15 protein-coding genes are annotated in these 15,363 nt (G+C 67.3%); 7 read left to right on the forward strand and 8 right to left on the reverse strand.

All coding sequences use genetic code 11. The features are described from left to right. The first annotated feature begins 95 nt into the window (after positions 1-95). On the forward strand, positions 96-920 hold the full coding sequence (locus F788_RS0103545) for a rhodanese-like domain-containing protein (RefSeq protein WP_019021265.1): 825 nt from the start codon (positions 96-98) through the stop codon (positions 918-920). Positions 921-930: 10 nt separating this feature from the next. On the opposite strand, the gene F788_RS0103550 is transcribed toward F788_RS0103545, so the two are convergent. Both F788_RS0103550 and rpiA read right to left on the reverse strand, forming a co-directional pair. After that, complete coding sequence (locus tag F788_RS0103550) at positions 931-1,140, reverse strand: DUF2905 domain-containing protein (protein WP_019021264.1); 210 nt, start codon at positions 1,138-1,140, stop codon at positions 931-933. 6 nt (positions 1,141-1,146) lie between these two features. Then, complete coding sequence (gene rpiA / locus F788_RS0103555) at positions 1,147-1,809, reverse strand: ribose-5-phosphate isomerase RpiA (RefSeq protein ID WP_018946441.1); 663 nt, start codon at positions 1,807-1,809, stop codon at positions 1,147-1,149. 446 nt (positions 1,810-2,255) lie between these two features. Between rpiA and ilvA the strand changes: the two genes are divergently transcribed. Beyond that, complete coding sequence (gene ilvA, locus F788_RS0103560) at positions 2,256-3,773, forward strand: threonine ammonia-lyase, biosynthetic (protein ID WP_019589282.1); 1,518 nt, start codon at positions 2,256-2,258, stop codon at positions 3,771-3,773. Between the two features lie 15 nt (positions 3,774-3,788). Here ilvA and motB read toward each other — a convergent pair whose 3' ends face one another. Both motB and motA read right to left on the reverse strand, forming a co-directional pair. Beyond that, the gene (gene motB / locus F788_RS0103565) at positions 3,789-4,679 is read right to left on the reverse strand and encodes a flagellar motor protein MotB (protein ID WP_019589283.1); all 891 of its coding nucleotides are present in this window, start codon (positions 4,677-4,679) and stop codon (positions 3,789-3,791) included. A 19-nt stretch (positions 4,680-4,698) separates the two neighbouring features. Beyond that, the gene (motA, locus tag F788_RS0103570; RefSeq protein WP_018946438.1) at positions 4,699-5,550 is read right to left on the reverse strand and encodes a flagellar motor stator protein MotA; all 852 of its coding nucleotides are present in this window, start codon (positions 5,548-5,550) and stop codon (positions 4,699-4,701) included. 69 nt (positions 5,551-5,619) lie between these two features. Between motA and F788_RS0103575 the strand changes: the two genes are divergently transcribed. The 4 genes from F788_RS0103575 to F788_RS0103590 all read left to right on the forward strand — a co-directional run bounded on the left by F788_RS0103575 (position 5,620) and on the right by F788_RS0103590 (position 11,217). Further along, the gene (locus F788_RS0103575) at positions 5,620-6,987 is read left to right on the forward strand and encodes an HDOD domain-containing protein (protein ID WP_019589284.1); all 1,368 of its coding nucleotides are present in this window, start codon (positions 5,620-5,622) and stop codon (positions 6,985-6,987) included. Positions 6,988-7,086: 99 nt separating this feature from the next. Further along, positions 7,087-8,658 carry a PAS domain-containing methyl-accepting chemotaxis protein gene (locus tag F788_RS0103580; protein WP_019589285.1) on the forward strand — a complete coding sequence of 524 codons (1,572 nt, stop codon included), beginning with the start codon at positions 7,087-7,089 and terminating at the stop codon, positions 8,656-8,658. A gap of 149 nt (positions 8,659-8,807) precedes the next feature. After that, positions 8,808-10,256 carry a circularly permuted type 2 ATP-grasp protein gene (locus F788_RS0103585; RefSeq protein ID WP_018870049.1) on the forward strand — a complete coding sequence of 483 codons (1,449 nt, stop codon included), beginning with the start codon at positions 8,808-8,810 and terminating at the stop codon, positions 10,254-10,256. Between the two features lies 1 nt (position 10,257). After that, a complete protein-coding gene (locus F788_RS0103590; RefSeq protein ID WP_018870048.1) occupies positions 10,258-11,217 on the forward strand; it encodes an alpha-E domain-containing protein in 960 nt (319 codons plus the stop codon). 30 nt (positions 11,218-11,247) lie between these two features. Here the strand turns inward: F788_RS0103590 and F788_RS0103595 are convergent, their stop codons facing one another. From F788_RS0103595 to F788_RS0103605, 3 genes are all read right to left on the reverse strand, one after another. Further along, positions 11,248-12,051, reverse strand: coding sequence for a proteasome-type protease (locus F788_RS0103595; protein ID WP_018870047.1), 804 nt, complete (start codon positions 12,049-12,051; stop codon positions 11,248-11,250). A gap of 109 nt (positions 12,052-12,160) precedes the next feature. Then, positions 12,161-12,592 carry a bacteriohemerythrin gene (locus F788_RS0103600; RefSeq protein ID WP_019021256.1) on the reverse strand — a complete coding sequence of 144 codons (432 nt, stop codon included), beginning with the start codon at positions 12,590-12,592 and terminating at the stop codon, positions 12,161-12,163. Positions 12,593-12,675: 83 nt separating this feature from the next. Next, on the reverse strand, positions 12,676-13,122 hold the full coding sequence (locus F788_RS0103605; RefSeq protein ID WP_019021255.1) for a bacteriohemerythrin: 447 nt from the start codon (positions 13,120-13,122) through the stop codon (positions 12,676-12,678). A gap of 171 nt (positions 13,123-13,293) precedes the next feature. Between F788_RS0103605 and F788_RS0103610 the strand changes: the two genes are divergently transcribed. After that, on the forward strand, positions 13,294-14,829 hold the full coding sequence (locus tag F788_RS0103610) for an L-lactate permease (RefSeq protein ID WP_019589286.1): 1,536 nt from the start codon (positions 13,294-13,296) through the stop codon (positions 14,827-14,829). Between the two features lie 40 nt (positions 14,830-14,869). Here F788_RS0103610 and F788_RS0103615 read toward each other — a convergent pair whose 3' ends face one another. After that, positions 14,870-15,319 (reverse strand): host attachment protein, encoded by a 450-nt coding sequence (locus F788_RS0103615; RefSeq protein WP_018870043.1) that lies wholly within the window; start codon positions 15,317-15,319, stop codon positions 14,870-14,872. Positions 15,320-15,363: the final 44 nt, after the last annotated feature.

The following is a 15,363-nucleotide window of genomic DNA, read 5'->3' on the forward strand; positions in this document are numbered from 1 at the left end:
TTCCCGTACACTGCGCAGTGGAATAAACGGAGTTCACGGGGCGTCGCAGGGAAGGCCGTATCCCGCGGCCCCCTGCTGACGTCAACGGAGATCGCATGAGCTTTCGTCATTTCGCTGTTCGTTCGGGTGTGTTCGCCCTTGCCGCCGGCCTGCTGGCCACCCCTGTCACCCTCTCGGCCCAGCTGGCGGAGTTTCCGGGGCGTCATCTTTACGAACGCTTCGGGGTGGAGGCCATCGAGCTGTTCGACCTGCGCGGTCAGTTCAGCGGCTCGACCCTGGTGGACGTGCGCCCGCGCGCGGAATACGACGTGATGCGGATGCGCGACGCCCATCACGTAAATCTGCACGCCCCCGATTTCGACGAGCGTGTCCGCGACCTGGAAGCCCGGGAAGGCAGCCCGCTGGTGTTCTACTGCAACGGGCGCGACAGCCATCGGGCGTACCGTGCCGCGGCGCGGGCCAGCGATGCCGGGCTCGATGCCGTACTGGCGTATGACGCCGGCATGCATGACTGGGCGCAGAGCTATCCGCGCTTTTCCCGCCTGTTCGGCGAAGCGGTCGAGGACGGCGATCTGATTCCCGACGCGTCGTTCGAGGCGCGGCTGCTGGATGGCGAGACGTTCGCACGCCGGGCCCAGGAGGACGACAGCCTGCTGCTCGACATCAGTGGTGCCGGGGACGAGGATGACATCGCCCTGTTCGGCGGACGCGAACGGGTCATGCCGGTGAACGAGCCGGCGGCCCTGGACGACGCCCTGCGTGCGGCCGCCGCGGACGGCGACACCCTGCTGATCTTCGACCAGCACGGACAGCAGGTGCGCTGGCTGCAGTATCGCCTGCGCGAGCTGGGCATCGAGGACGAGCGTTATTACTTCCTCGAGGGCGGCATGCAGGCGTTCTACGATGAGGTGATGGGCTGAGAGAGCGGGGTCAGCGGCGGAAGAAGCCCAGGATCAGTGACAGCACGATGCTGACGATGATCATGGTCGTCAGCGGGAAGTAGAAGCGGCTGTCACCGCGTTCGATCACGATGTCCCCGGGGAGTCTTCCCCAGGGGATCTTTCCCAGCCAGGGCCACAGCAGCCCGATCAGGACGATCGCGCCGCCGATGATGATCAGCCACTTGCCGGTCTCGTTCATCGTGCCTCAGTGATGGTGGAGTTCGCGCACGCCCTTCTCGCTGCCGATCAGCATCACGTCGGCCGGGCGCCGCGCGAACAGCCCGTTGGTCACCACCCCGGCGATGTGATCGATCTCCGATTCCAGCTCCACCGGGTTCATGATGCGCAGGTTGTGGACGTCGAGGATGACGTTCCCGTTGTCGGTGACAAAACCTTCGCGCAGTTCCGGATTGCCGCCCAGGTTCGACAGCGCGCGCGCCACGTGGCTGCGGGCCATCGGGATGACCTCCACCGGCAGCGGGAAGTTGCCCAGATAGTTCGCGATCTTGGTGTCGTCGACCACGCAGACAAAGGTCTCGGAGGCGGCGGCCACGATCTTCTCGCGGGTCAACGCGCCGCCACCGCCCTTGGTCAGGTGCAGGTGGGTAGTGGCCTCGTCGGCGCCGTCGACGTAGATCGGCAGCGGGCCGGCCGAATTCAGGTCCAGGACCTCGATGCCATGTTTGCGCAGGCGCTCCGCGCTCGCCTCGCTGGAGGCGACAGCCCCGTCGATGCGGTTCTTCATGCCCGCGAGGGCATCGATGAAATAGTTGGCGGTCGACCCGGTGCCGACACCGACCACCCAGCCGTCCTCGATCTTCGACAGGGCCGCTTCGGCCACCGCCTTTTTCATTTCGTCCTGAGTCATCGCTTCGTCTCGCATGTTCTTGATATAACCTGCCGAGCATAACCATCCCGACGTTGACGGGACAAGCGCCGCGCAGCTCTCGCGCCGTCATTGCGAGTCATGCCATGCCCAGTCATCGCGAGTCGCGCAGCTCTCCCCCCTCGTCATCGCGAGTCGCGGAGCGACGTGGCGATCTCCATCCGACGCCACCTGTTCCTGCGTGCAGGCCATTGCGGCCGATTGCCGCGTCGCCTTCGGCTCCTCGCAATGACGGTGGAGGGGTGGATTCCCGTCATCGCGAGTCGCGGAGCGACGCGGCGATCTCCATCCGACGCCACCTGTTCCTGCGTGCAGGCCATTGCGGCCGATTGCCGCGTCGCCTTCGGCTCCTCGCAATGACGGGGGCACGAACGGCCTCGCGCGAGGGAGTCACAAGGTATGCGGCGCGCGTGCTATCGTGCGAAGTCATGAAAGACTATCCCTATCTGGAGAAGATCCTCACCTCCAGCGTGTACGACGTGGCGCGCGAGACACCGCTGGATACCATGCCCACGCTGTCGAACCGGCTGGGCTGTGATATCCGCCTCAAACGCGAGGACCTGCAGCCGGTGTTCTCGTTCAAGCTGCGCGGCGCCTACAACAAGATCGCGCAGCTTTCGGAGGAGCAGCGCTCGAAGGGCGTGATCGCGGCCTCGGCGGGAAACCACGCCCAGGGCGTGGCGCTGGGAGCCACCCATCGCGGTATCCGTGCGGTCATCGTGATGCCGGTGACCACGCCGCAGATCAAGGTGGATGCGGTACGCCGCTTCGGCGGCGAGGCGGTGCTGTTCGGCGATTCCTTCGACGAGGCCGCAGCGCATGCCCGCGAGCTGGAGGCCGAGCACGGCTATACCTTCATCCACCCGTTCGACGATCCGGACGTCATCGCCGGGCAGGGCACGGTGGCCATGGAACTGCTGCGTCAGCACCCGGGACCGCTGGACGCGGTGTTCGTGTGTATCGGCGGTGGCGGACTGGTCTCGGGCATGGCGGCCTATATCAAGCGCCTGCGCCCGGAGATCCGGGTGATCGGGGTGGAGCCGGACGACGCCCCGTCGATGTACAGGGCGCTGCAGCAGAACCGGCGGGTCAGCCTGAAGCAGGTGGGGATCTTTGCCGACGGCGCCGCGGTGCGTCAGGTGGGCAAGGAGACCTTCCGCCTGACCCGCGAGCTGGTGGACGAGGTCCTGCTGGTGGATACCGATTCCATCTGCGCAGCGATCAAGGACATCTTCGACGACACCCGCGTGGTGGCCGAGCCGGCCGGGGCCCTGGCGGTGGCCGGCATGAAGCAGTACGCCCAGCGCGAGGGGCTGCGCGGCGCGCATCTGGCGGCGGTGCTCAGCGGCGCCAACATCAATTTCGACCGCCTGCGCCACGTGGCCGAGCGCGCCGAGATCGGCGAACACCGCGAGGCGCTGTTCGCGGTGACCATCCCCGAACGGCCCGGCAGCTTTCGCGAGTTCTGCGAAGCGGTCGGCAAGCGCGGCATTACCGAGTTCAACTACCGCTACGCCGACGACAGCACCGCGCATGTCTTCGCCGGGATCAAGCTGGAAGGCGGCGATCCCGAGCGCGCGGAGATCCTCGCGAACCTGCGCGAGCGCGGCTACGAGGTCCTCGACATGACCGAGAACGAGGTCGCCAAGCTGCATCTGCGGCACATGGTGGGCGGCCACGGTGGCGAGGTGCGCAACGAGCGGCTCTACCGCTTCGAGTTCCCGGAGCGTCCGGGGGCGTTGCTGAACTTCCTCAACCACATGGGGGAGACCTGGAACATCTCCCTGTTCCATTACCGCAACCATGGCTCCGCGCATGGTCGGGTGCTGGTCGGCATGCAGATCCCGAAGGAGGAGCGCAAGCGCTTCCGGGAATTCCTCGAGGAAGTCGGCTACCCGTGGCACGAGGAGACCGGCAACCCGGCCTATTCGCTGTTCCTGCGCTGAAGGTCGCGTGCGGGGTCAGTCTTCCGGGGCGTCCAGTGCATCCGCCGGCGGCGTGCCCTCGGTTTCGATCCCCTCGCGCATGGCTTCCTCCGCCTCCTGGTTGAGGACGATCAGGGTGATGCGCCGGTTCACCGCGGCCTCGGGGTTGTCCTCGTCGAAGGGGACGGTGTCGGACAGCCCCACCACGCGCGCGATCTGTTCCGGCTCGGTGCCGCCGGCGATCAGCTCGCGCCGCGCGGCGTTGGCGCGGTCGGTGGACAGCTCCCAGTTGGTGTAGTCCTCGCGCTGCAGCGGGCGGGCATCGGTGTGGCCGGTGATCGAGATCCGGTTGGGGACCTCGTTGATCAGCCCCGCGAGCTCGCGCAGGATGCCGCTGGCATGGTCCAGCGGCCGCGCGCTGGCGGTGGCGAACATCGGACGATTCTCGGCGTCGATGATCTGGATACGCAGGCCTTCCGGTGTGATGTCCATCAGCAGCTGGTCCTTGAACGGCTCCAGGGCCTGACTGCGGTCGATGGCTTCTTCCAGCGCTTCCTGCAGCGATTCCAGGCGCTCCCGGTCGCGTTCCAGCAGGGTCTCGTCATGCTCGGCCGGCTCCGGCGGGGCGTCGTGACGGTCCGGGAGGCCCTCGAAATCGATGATCGACGGATCGGCGCCGGTGCCGTCACCGATGGCCTGCGACGGAGCCATGGCCTCGCCCTCGAACGCCGAGGGGTTCTGGAAGTACTCCGACAGCGCGGCGCGTTCGTCCGCCTCCAGCGCGGCCAGCAGCCACAGCAGCAGGAAGAAGGCCATCATCGCCAGGGCGAAGTCGGCGAAGGCGACCTTCCACGAACCGCCGTGGTGGCCGCCCTGGACCACCTTCTTCTTGACGATGATCGGCTGGGTCTTGTCCTCGACGCCCATGAGCGGTGTCCGGCCGGCCTCAGGCCGCCTTCACGTGTTCCTCGAGTTCGGTGAAGCCCGGGCGCACGTCGCTTTCCATGGTCTTGCGGCCGAATTCCACCGAGACCTGCGGGCTGTAGCCCTGCACGTTGGCGAGGATGCAGGCCTTGATGCACTGCATGTACTTGGTGTCCTCGTGCGAGCGGGCCTCCAGCGCGGAGGCCGTCGGGCCAACGAAGCCGTAGGCCAGCAGGATCCCGAGGAAACTGCCGACCAGCGCGGCGGCCACGTTCATGCCGATGGTCTCGATGTCGCCGCCGATGGCGCCCATGGTGTTGATGATGCCGAGGATCGCCGCGACGATGCCGAAGCCGGGCAGGGCGTCCGCCACCTTGTTCACCGCATGGCTGGGACGCTCCACCTCTTCGTGGTGGGTCTCCAGATCCACGTCCATCAGGGCGTCCAGCTCATGCGGGTTCATCGAGCCGGAGATGATCAGCCGGAGGTAGTCGGTGATGAATTCGACGGCATGGTGATTCTTCAGCACCCGCGGGTGGGCCTGGAAGAGCTCGCTGTTTTCCGGATCATCGATGTCGACTTCGACCGCCATCAGGCCCTCCTTGCGGGCCTTGACGAACAGCTTGTACATCAGCGCCAGCAGATCGAGGTAGTCGGCCTGCGCATACTTGCGCCCCTGCATCAGTTTGGGGATCGACTTGAAGACCGTAACCACCACGTGTGGCGGGTTGGCGATCAGGAACGCGCCCAGCGCGGCGCCGCCGATGATGATGTATTCGTAGGGCTGCCAGATGATGAAGATGTCGCCGCCGTGGGCCACGTAGCCCCCGAAGACGGCGCCCAGTACGACGAGAAAACCGAGGATGAACTTCACGCGCGCAGGTCCTGCGTTGCTATAGTCGGCCCGCCAACTTTAATCGAGAACCGCAGGCGAGGTACAGCAATGGCCCTGGATGAAACGGCGCCCTATGCCGGGCGGGCACGCAGCCTGGCGGAGACGGACTGGCCGGTACTGGGGTCCAGCGAGGCGGTTTTCGCCGACACCGACGCCCTGGTCAACCGCTCGCTGCGCGAGGTGGGGCTGTATGCCGAGCGCGATCCGGGGCTGGCACTGCGGCTGATCCTGCGGGCCAACGCCCCGCGTCCGGGCCTCAAGCAGGAGGTGCATTCGGTACCGGATGCGATCGCCATGCTGGGCCTGCGGGCGGTGCACGAGGAGATCGAACGCGCACCAAGGGTGGAGGACATCCTCCCGGACCCGCAGCCGTACCGGCGGCGGGCGGCCCAGGCGCGCCTGGCGGCGCTGATCGTGGAGGAACTGGGACGGGTGCGCCACGACAGTGAACCGGGCGAGCTGGGGCTGGCGGCCCTGTTGAACGACCTCGGCATGCTGGCGCTGGAAATGACCGACGCGCCGGAACTGGCGGGGCTGCGCTCGATGCTGCAGCTGCGGGCGCTGCCCGACGAGGCCAGTTACGTGGCCCTGGGCTATGCCACCGACGACCTGTCGCGCGGGATGGCCGAACACATGCACCTGCCGGAGCTGGTGCGGGGTACCCTGCGCGCGGAGAATGCCGCTCACCCGCGGGCCATGGAGGTGATGGTGGCTTCGGCGGTGGCCGGCCAGATCTTCCACGGCATGGACACCCTGCGCGAGGACCGGGATCTGCGCCTGCTGGCCGAGTTGCTGGGCGAGCCCGACAAGGCGGCGGCGGACCGGCTCGGCCGGCTGATGCAGGGCTTCAACCGGGACGCCTGGCTGTATGCCATGGACCCCCTGGATCCCGCGGCGATCGCGCGCGTCTGGCGGGAGGGCTGCTCGCCGGTGCCACTGGGCCTGGCGCCGCGCGGCGACATCGCGGTCAGCGGCGAGCTCGCGCTGCAGCGCGAGCCACACCGGGGCGTGCGCCAGCGGCGCCTGTTGCGCGCCTGCCAGTTCGGTCTGGGGCTCAATCGGGTGGTGTTCGCGGAGCTGGCGCATGATGGTGACTGGCTGCAGGCGGCCGATCTCGTCGGTACGCTGCACGAGCCGGAGTTCAGCCATTTCGGCATCGGTCGCCATGACCTGGGCGCCATGGGCGCGGTACTGGAGCAGACCGATCCGGTCTGGTGGTCGCGCGATTATCCCGATACCCCGCTGCCCGGGGCCGTGGCCGGGCTGACCGGCGGGGTAGACTGCCTGCTGGCGCCGGTGCGGGAGCACGGGCGCTGCATCGGGATGATCTACGCCGACCGGCGCTCGCCGGCGCTGGCGCTGGATCCCCGGACCTTCGACGGCTTCGCCCGGCTGCTGGCGGCGGCACGGCGCTGAAGCTCAAGCCGCCCGGGCGGCGGCCGTTACCCCGTACAACGACACTCACGCGACGAGCAAAGGGCGCGCCGGCCGGCGCGCCCGCGGAGACCGAGCAGCATGCGCGAAAACCTTCCCGTCACGGGGACCGAATACCCTCTCAACGAGGGCGAGGACCTGATCTCGTCCACCGACCTGAAGGGCCGGATTCGCGACGCCAATGACGCCTTCGTGCGTGTCAGTGGTTTCGACTGGGAAGAACTCCACGGCTCGGCGCACAATATCGTGCGCCACCCCGACATGCCGGAGGCCGCCTATGCCGACATGTGGGCCACGCTGCAGTCCGATCGCGCCTGGATGGGTATCGTGAAGAATCGCCGGAAGAACGGCGATCATTACTGGGTGGACGCCTTCGTCACCCCGGTCTACGAGAACGGGCAGAAGGTGGGCTACGAGTCGGTCCGGCGGGTCCCGTCGCGCGAGCACGTCGAGCGCGCGGAAAAGGTCTATGCCGCGATGAAACGCGGGCGCCAGTTCCGCCGGCACCTCTGGGACAGCCTGCTGTTCCGGCTGCTGGGTGTCTGGGGCCTCGGCTTTGTGCTGGCGCTGGGGGTGCTGCTGCTGGCGCCCTGGGGAGCACTGGCCCAGGGACTGGGTCTGGCCCTGGTGTTCGCCCTGGGGGGCGCGGCCACGCTCGGGCTGATGCAGCCGCTGCAGCGTACGATGCGGGGACTGCGGCGGATCTTCGACAACCCGGTGATGGAGACCATCTACTGCGGCCGGCGCGACGGTTCGGCGACGCTGGAGCTGTTCCAGCGCTTCCACGAGGCGCGGCTGTTCACCGTGCTCGACCGCATCGAGGAGCAGTCGGGGGCGGTAAGCGACGGCGCCCGGACCATGGCGGGTGCGGTGGAGCAGACCGCCAGCGGGGTCACCCGCCAGCAGGGCGAGATCGATCAGGTCGCCACGGCGATGAACCAGATGACCTCGACCATCCAGGAGATGGCGCAGAACTCGGCGCAGGCCGCGGACAGCGCCCATCACGCCGAGCAGGAGACCCGTTCCGGGGAGGAGGTGGTGAACGCCACCGTGGAAGCCATCAACCGCATGGCGGGCGAGGTCGAGACCACCGCGGAGAAGCTCAACCGGCTGGAGACCGACGCTGCGGAGATCGACAACATCCTCGGCGTGATCCGGGAGATCGCCGAGCAGACCAACCTGCTGGCCCTGAACGCGGCCATCGAGGCGGCGCGGGCCGGCGAACACGGGCGCGGCTTTGCGGTCGTGGCCGACGAGGTCCGCCGGCTGTCGCAGCGCACGGACGAGTCCACGGTGACCATTCGCCAGATGATCGAGACCCTGCAGAACGGCTCGCGGGAGGCGGTCAGTGCGATGCGCTCGAGCCAGGAACAGGCTGCCCACGGCGTGGAACAGGCGCAGTCGGCCGGTGAGTCGCTGGGGCGCATCCGCGAGGCGGTGGGGCGCATCACCGAGATGAACACCCAGATCGCCACGGCGGTGGAAGAGCAGAGCTCGGTCGCCGAGGAGATCAACCGCAACGTCACCTCCATCCACGACGTGGCCGGCGAGACCGGGACCGTGGCGGAACACGCGCGCGAGGCCAGCGCCGACATGGAACGCCTGGCCGGCGAGCTGAAATCCCTGATCCACCGTTTCGACACCCGCGTGTAGGAGGCCGGCCCTCCGGCCGATCCGGCCCCGGTGGCTCGTCGGGCCCCGATAGGCCAGGGGGCTGGCCTCCTGCACGCGGGGTTCCCGCCCGGTGGCGGGCGGACGTATGCTGTGGGCTGCGACGCCGCCGAGCAGAGGAGCCCCGCCGGATGCCCATCGACTGGAAACACTACGATCCCGCCCCGTTTTTCGACGAGCTGATGGAAGGGGCGGGACAGCCGCGTGCAGCGGCCCGCGCGGTGGCCGATTACCTCGCCACGCTGGACGACGCCGAACTGCAGGGGCGCAAGCAGGCGGCGGACAACGCGATCCTCGAGATGGGGATCAGCTTCACGGTCTACAGCGAGGGCGAAAACATCGATCGCGCCTGGCCGTTCGACATCATCCCGCGGGTGATTCCGCGGCGCGAATGGGAGCAGGTCGCGGCCGGGCTGGAGCAGCGGATGACCGCGCTCAACCTGCTGATTGACGACATCTACAACGAACAGCGCATCTTTCGCGACGGCGTGATCCCGCGTTACGTGCTGGAGCAGTCACGCAATTTCCGCGAGCAGTGCGTCGGGATCCACCCCCCGCACGGGGTGTGGGCGCATGTCTGCGGCAGCGATCTGGTGCGCGCCGGGGACGGGCAGTTCCATGTACTTGAGGACAACCTGCGGGTGCCCTCGGGGGTCTCCTACATGCTGGAGAACCGGCAGGTCACCAAACGGGTGTTCCCGGAACTGTTCCAGGACAGCTCCATCCTGCCGGTGGACGAATACCCCGCGCAGCTGTTCGACATGCTGGCCTCGATCTCGCCGCGGCCGCAGGACTATCCCGAGATCGCGGTGCTGACACCCGGCATCTACAACTCGGCCTATTTCGAGCACTCCTTCCTCGCGCAGCGCATGGGTGCCGAACTGGTGGAGGGGGCCGACCTGATGGTGGGCGACGACGACTGCGTGTACATGCGCACCATCGACGGCCCCGAGCGGGTCGACGTGATCTACCGCCGCATCGACGATGCCTTCCTCGACCCCGAAGTATTCAATCCCGATTCCATGCTGGGGGTGCCGGGGCTGATGCGCGCATGGCGCAAGGGCAATGTGGGGCTGGCCAATGCCCCCGGGGCCGGCGTCGCCGACGACAAGGTGATGTATGCCTTCATCCCCGAGGTGATCCGCTATTACCTCGATCAGGATCCCATCATCCCGAACGTGCCGACCTGGCTGTGTTCCGACGACGAGCACCGCCAGTACGTGCTGGACCATCTGGACGAGCTGGTGGTGAAGCCGGCCAACGAATCGGGCGGCTACGGCATGCTGGTGGGGCCGCATGCGAGCAAGAAACAGCGCAGCGAGTTCGCGAAGCTGATCCGCCGGGATCCGCGCAACTACATCGCGCAGCCGACGCTGGATCTGTCGGTCGCACCCACGCTGTGCGGGGCGGAAATCGAGCCGCGCCACCTGGACCTGCGACCGTTCATCCTGCAGGGCGTGCGCACCGACGTGACCGCCGGGGGGCTGACCCGCGTGGCGATGCGCAAGGGCTCGCTGGTGGTCAACTCCTCGCAGGGCGGGGGCAGCAAGGATACCTGGATCGTGGACGAGGAGGACTGAGATGCTCTCGCGGGTGGCAGAACGGGTGTACTGGATGGCGCGCTATGTGGAACGGGCCGAGAACACCGCGCGCATGGTCATGGCCTTCAACCTGCTGGCGCTGGACATGCCGAAGGCGGTGCAGCTGTCGTGGAAGGGCCTGGTATCGGTCACCGGTCACGATGCCGAGTTCGAGTCGCATTACCAGCGCGAGGACGAGCGCAATTGCGTGAAATTCCTGCTGGCGGATGCCGACAACCCCGGCTCGGTGCTCTCGTCGCTGCGCGCGGCGCGCGAGAACGTGCGGACCACGCGTGATCTGGTGCCCTCCGAGGCCTGGGAGGTGATGAACGAGCTGTACCTGTTCGCCCGCGATCACATCGATCAGGGGATCACCAAGCGCGGGCGCTTCGAATTCCTGTCGCAGGTGATCCAGCGCTGCCAGATGCTGACCGGTCTGCTGGCCGGCAGCATGAGCCACGATGCGGCCTACGATTTCATCCGCCTGGGGCGCAATCTGGAGCGCGCCGACATGACCACCCGCCAGGTGGACGTCGGGGCACTGCGGCTGCTCAAACGCCACGACGAGCCGGCCGAGCCGTACGAAGGGCTGCTGTGGACCTCGATCCTGCGTTCGGAGGGCGGGTTCCAGATGTATCGCCTGCATGTGAAGCGCCGTATCAACGGCCCGGACGTGGTGCGCTTTCTGCTGCAGGACACGGCCTTCCCGCGGGCGGTGGCGCACGCCCTGACCGAGGTGCAGTCGGCGCTGGAGCGCCTGCCGCGCAACGAGATGCCGCTGCGGCTGGTGAGTCAGGCCCGGCGGCATGCCCTGAACGCCGATATCGACGCGCTGATCGCCGAAGGCGAGCTGCATGGCTTCCTGGAGGTCCTGCAGCGCGACGTGGCCGAGCTGCACCGCGCCAACGAGCGGACCTGGTTCCTGTTCCCGGAACACGCGCCCGCGCCGGACGCGGCCTGAGCCGGCCCGGGCTGTGTCGCGGCCCGGGCGTCAGGACTTCTTCTTCGCCCGGCGACTCACGCGAGTGCCGCGGTCCTTGCGCCCGTGGCGGTGTTCCCAGTCGAAGCGGGGCAGATCGGTGAAGGCCTTCTTCACGTTTTCGTCCCAGGCATGCGTCAGCGAGCGCAGGTATTCGTCCTCCGCCTCCAGGCAGAGGTAGTGATCCATCTCCTGGGTGTCGCGCTCGTACACCAGCACCTCGATCGGGGGCCCCACGGTCAGATTGGAGCGCACCGTGGAGTCGATGGAGACCAGAGCGCAGCGCGCCGCGTCGCCCAGCGAGGTGTCCGCCTCGATGATGCGGTCGAGGATCGGCTTGCCGTACTTGCTTTCGCCGATCTGCAGGAAGCGGGTGTGCTGCGAGGTGGTGATGTAGTTGCCCTGCGGATAGACCAGAAAGATCGCCGGGGGCTCGCCGGCGATCTGGCCGCCGATGATCAGGGTGGCATCGGCCTTCATCCCCGACTTCGACAGCGCCTCGGAATGCTTCTCCTGTTCCTCGCGGTTGATGCGTCCGAGGTATTCCGCCGCCTCCGACATGTGGGCGACGGTCGCGAGGTTTGGTTCGGCGGCGCCTTCCTGGCCGGCTTCCTCCATTTCGCGCTGCAGGCGACTGACCACCGCCTGGGTGGTGGCGAGGTTGCCGGCGGCGAGGACCACGAACAGGCGCTGTCCCTGGACCTCGAAGGTATGCATCTTGGAGTAGGTGCTGACCTGATCGACGCCGGCATTGGTGCGCGAGTCGGAGGCGAACACCAGACCGTCGTCCAGATCGATGGCGACACAGTAGGTCATCGGGCGGGCAATCCGGGCAGGGCGGAGTCCCGGGATACTAGGCGCCGCCAGCGAGTGCGTCAACGCGGGCCGGTCCGGCACCCGGGTGCGCGGACCGGCGGCCGGCCTCTCAGTTCTGCAGGATGCCGTTGGGTGCGTGGGAGCGCATCCAGTCGCGGACCATGTGGCCGTATTCGTGGTCATCCTTGCGGATATGGTTCATCAGCCAGTCGCGCAGGGTCTCGCCCAGTTCGCTGGCCACGTCGTGGCCGTCGGCGAAGTCCTGCTGATACTGGCGGATCCGCTGGCTGAACGCCTCGTGCGACTTGCGATGCTGCTCTAGGTCGGGGTATTCCACGATCTCCAGCATCTCTTCCTCGAAGGCAAAGTGGGTCAGGGTGTAATCCACCACCTGGTCGAGCACTTCGTGGACCTCCTCGCGCGACGCGCGGCCCTCGACGGCTTCGCACAGGCGGTTGATGTATTCGACGATGCGCTTGTGCTGGTTGTCGATGACCGGGATCCCGGTATCCAGATCGTCCGACCAGTGAACGTACGGCATGGCTCCATCTCCTGGTGATGTTATCGGTATGCGGTGCCCGCCGCGTGGCGGCCCTCCTCCGCCACACGGGAGCGGCGCGGCGATCAGCGGCCGAAGAGCTTGCTGAACAGTCCCCGGTTGTGGGCCGTGTCGGCCCCGGTGTGCTGGCGCACGAGCTCGGCGTAATCGGCGTCGTCGTGCTTGATGTGATTGACCAGCCAGGTCTTGAGTACGGTGTGCAGTTCGCGGGCGATGTCCTCGCCGTTCTCGAACTGTTCCTTGAAGGTTTCCACCCGCCGGATGAACAGGCCGTGCACCCGCTGATGGGCGCGCAGGAACGGGTAGCCGGCTTCCTCCATCATTTCTTCCTCGAAGGTGAAGTGCGACTGGGTGTAGTCGATCAACTGGTTGATGACATCGCCCACCTCGTCGCGATCACTGCTCTCGATCGCGTGGTGGAGCTCGTTGATGTAGTCAACGATGCGCTTGTGCTGGTTGTCGATGACGTCGATCCCGGTGTCGAGATCGCTGGTCCATTCCATGTGTGCCATTCGTTGCTCCGGGCCACGGATGTGGGACTGAGAATATCGTCACGCGAGGATACGGGATGCGGACGCCGGTCACAGTGATTCGGCTCATAATCATCGGCGTTAGAGTTGTGCGCGGCCACGCCCGATCCGTGTACCCTCGGGTCTTTATGCAGGCCGTCCGCGGGAGAGGACATGACGCTGTTCTGGGTAACGCTGGTTCCGTTCGCACTGCTGTTCGTGCTCCTGGTGTTCCTGCGCCGGCCGGCGTACGAGGCGGCGCCGCTGGCGTGGCTGGCCACGCTGCTGATCGGGCTGTTCGTCTGGCAGTTGCCGGGCACGGTGGTGGCGACCAGTCTGGCCAATGCCGGGGTCGTGTTCCTGGAGGTGATGCTGATCATCACCGTGGCCCTGCTGATGCTGAACGTGCTGATCCGGACCGGGCACCTCGACACTATCCAGTGCGCGATCGCGCGGGTCTCGGACGACCGCCGGGTTCTGGCGATGCTGCTGGGCTGGGGCCTGGTCGGCTTTGTCGAGGGGATCGCCGGTTTCGGGACCCCGGCGGTGCTGGCCGCGCCGCTGCTGGTGTATTTCGGCCTGCCTCCGCTGAAGGCGGTGGCCATCGCGCTGATCGGCAATTCCACCGCGGTGCCGTTCGGGGCCGCGGGGACCCCGGTGGTGATCGGCTTTTCCGGGCTGGGGCTGAGCGAGGACACCATCGGCCAGGCGGTGTTCCAGACGGCGGCGATCCACGGGACCCTGGGGGTGTTCATCACGGTGTTCATCGCCTGGGTCGCGACCCTCGGCGAGGAGAAGGGTCGTTTTCGCGAGTTCATCCCGTTCGCGGTGTTCTCGGGTCTGGCCTTCGGGCTGCCGTATTTCCTGGTGGCCTGGCTGGTGGGGCCGGAACTGCCGGCGATCATCGGCGGGGTGAGTGCGATGGCCCTGATCGCCTGGGCGGCGCACCGCGGCTGGCTGCTGCCGGTGCGCGGGGGTCGCGAGGCGGCCGAGCCCGTGGATACGCGCGGGGTGTTGCGTGGCCTGGTTCCGTTTTTCGTGATGGCCGTGGCCCTGATCCTGTCGCGTACGGTGGGGCCCCTGCGCGAATGGCTGGCGGCAGTGGAGATCGGGTTTGCCGGGCTCCCGGGCGTCAGCCCGGATCAGACCCTGCAGCCACTGTTCACCCCGTATTTCTATTTCCTGCTGGCCCTGATCACCGCGATGTTCCTGTTCCGCGTGGATCGCGCGACCCTGGGCGGGGCGGCCGTGGCGACCTGGCAGCGGGTACGTATCGCCGCGATCGTTCTGGTGTTCATCATCAGCCTGACCCAGCTGCTGCTGATCTCCGCGGACAACGGTGCCGGGCTGCCGTCCATGCCGCAGGTTCTGGGACAGGGGCTGGCGGAACTGCTGGGCGGGGGCTTCGTGCTGTTCAGTGCCTTCGTCGGTGCCCTGGGCTCGTTCATGACCGGCAGTGCCACGGTCTCCAACCTCCTGTTCACCGGGCTGCAGGTGGATACCGCGGAGGCCCTCGCGCTGGCGCTCCCGTCGATCCTGGCCCTGCAGCTGATCGGCGCCGGCGTGGGCAACATGATTTCCCTGCAGAACATCGCCATGGCCGCCGGGGCGGCGGGGCTGGAGGCGCGCGAGGGTCAGGTGATCCGCGAGACGATCATCCCCGTGCTGGTGGTGTGTACCAGCGCCGGGCTGCTGATGCTGGTCTGGTGAGCCGCCCCCGGGACGGGGGCGGCGGGACACGCGGACCGGCTCAGTACAGGAAGTCCGGGAGGTGTTTGCGCAGGTCGGCGGGCTTTTCCACCTTGGTGACGTTCTTGGCCACCTCCGCGGTCACGGTCTGCGCCACCTGCCGGTCCAGGAGTTCGCGCAGGGCGCCCAGGAAGGAGGGCGCGGCCACGATCACCAGATGCTGAAAACTGCCCGCGTGGTGGGCCTCGCGCAGGCGCTCGGCGAGCTGACGGGCGAAACGGTCGCGTTCCTGAACACCGGGGTCGGTGGGATCCTGCATCGCATGGCGGCCGTCCCCGCCCGTGCTGCCCCAGCTGCGTCCGGGCCGGTCGGAGACCAGGTCCTGATTGTGGGCCCGGGATTCGCTGTGACTGAGGGCCTCGACATCCTGCATGTTGCTGCAGGCCCGGCCTTCACAACTGAGGATGCGCGCGCGCGCGGCATCGGCAACCACGATCCAGACGTTGTTCATGCATTTCCTCCCGTAGATTGACGTGGCGGGTACCCGTGACGGCC

This window comes from Thioalkalivibrio sp. ALE10, assembly GCF_000381385.1.
GTDB lineage: Bacteria > Pseudomonadota > Gammaproteobacteria > Ectothiorhodospirales > Ectothiorhodospiraceae > Thioalkalivibrio.